1 protein-coding gene is annotated in these 1,474 nt (G+C 38.6%); it reads left to right on the plus strand.

Annotated features, from left to right (window positions below; all coding sequences use genetic code 11):
- Window positions 1-428: 428 nt before the first annotated feature.
- Complete coding sequence (locus tag HMPREF2685_RS01875; RefSeq protein ID WP_031576934.1) at window positions 429-1,439, plus strand: YeiH family protein; 1,011 nt, start codon at window positions 429-431, stop codon at window positions 1,437-1,439.
- The last annotated feature ends 35 nt before the right edge of the window (window positions 1,440-1,474 follow it).

Here is a 1,474-nt window from a genome sequence, read left to right on the forward strand (position 1 = left end):
ATCCAACTTCTCAGAAAAGAACACTTCATACCCAATATGAACCTGGTTTTATTGTAGCAAGAGATAGATCCCCACTAGAACTCTTAATTGAAAATAAGGACCTATTAGATTAAAAAAAGCGAGGATATGTACTGATCCCAAAAGTTAGATTTTTTCTGTCTAACTTTTGGGGTGCAGTACATTTTCAACTCTCTTATTTATTTTCTTATCTCACATAATTACTTCACATATCCAGGCTCATCAAATTCATTTTTTTCAATAACATATGCCACATTTGCATCCTTATTGATCAAAGAACATATATCTATTAAACTACAAAAGCTCTCTGACCGCAAAATTCCGTTAATTTACAACCTTATTCCTACTTTCTATTTTACTTTTCTGACAGATAAGATTATAATAAGAAGTATTTATTTTCGGAGGTTTTTATGTCATTTCTATCAAAAAATTGGGCAGGACTGTTAGCCTGTCTGATCATTTCTATCATCTCTTGGGTTTTAGGAGGCTTTCTGCCTGTTGTGGGAGCACCTGTTTTCGCCATTTTTATCGGAATGATTCTCTACCCCTTTCTCACTCCCTATAAACAACTGGATGCTGGTTTGACTTATAGCTCCAAAAAATTGCTTCAGTATGCTGTTATCTTACTTGGTTTTGGACTCAATATCTCTCAAGTTTTCGCAGTTGGAAAATCTTCCCTTCCTGTCATCCTTTCGACTATTTCTATCGCTTTAATTATTGCTTTCTTTTTCCAACGATTTTTTAACATGGATACAAAGCTAGCTACCTTGATTGGGGTAGGCTCTTCTATCTGTGGCGGTTCTGCCATTGCAGCGACTGCTCCTGTTATTCACGCCAAGGAAAAAGAAGTAGCCCAAGCCATTTCTGTTATCTTTTTCTTCAATGTCTTGGCAGCTCTTATCTTTCCAACTCTAGGTTCTTGGCTCCATCTCTCCAACGAAGGTTTTGCTCTCTTTGCGGGTACTGCGGTCAACGATACTTCCTCTGTAACAGCCACAGCTAGCGCCTGGGATAGTCTGTATCATACCAATACTCTAGAATCTGCAACCATTGTCAAACTGACTCGTACCTTAGCTATTATCCCTATTACTCTCTTCCTCTCCTATTGGCAAAGCCGTCAACAAGACAACAACCAAGGAGTAAAGCTTAAAAAAATCTTCCCCGTTTTCATTCTCTACTTCATCCTAGCTTCTCTGCTAACTACCGTCCTTACTTCTTTTGGTGTTAGCAATAGCTTCTTTTCACCTCTCAAACAGCTCTCCAAATTCCTCATCATCATGGCTATGAGTGCTATTGGTCTCAAAACTAACCTCGTTGCTATGATCAAATCCAGTGGAAAATCCATTCTTCTTGGAGCCCTTTGCTGGATTGCTATCATCCTGACTAGTCTTGGCATGCAATTACTCATCGGTATTTTCTAAGAAAAAAGGGAGCCTAAAGGCTACCTCAGAACGTA

This window comes from Streptococcus sp. HMSC074F05 (genome assembly GCF_001808725.1).
GTDB lineage: Bacteria > Bacillota > Bacilli > Lactobacillales > Streptococcaceae > Streptococcus > Streptococcus parasanguinis_I.

Excerpts from the sequence above, each read along its gene's own strand:
- HMPREF2685_RS01875 (WP_031576934.1), top strand. The coding sequence starts at position 429 with ATGTCATTTCTATCAAAAAATTGGGCAGGACTGTTAGCCTGTCTGATC.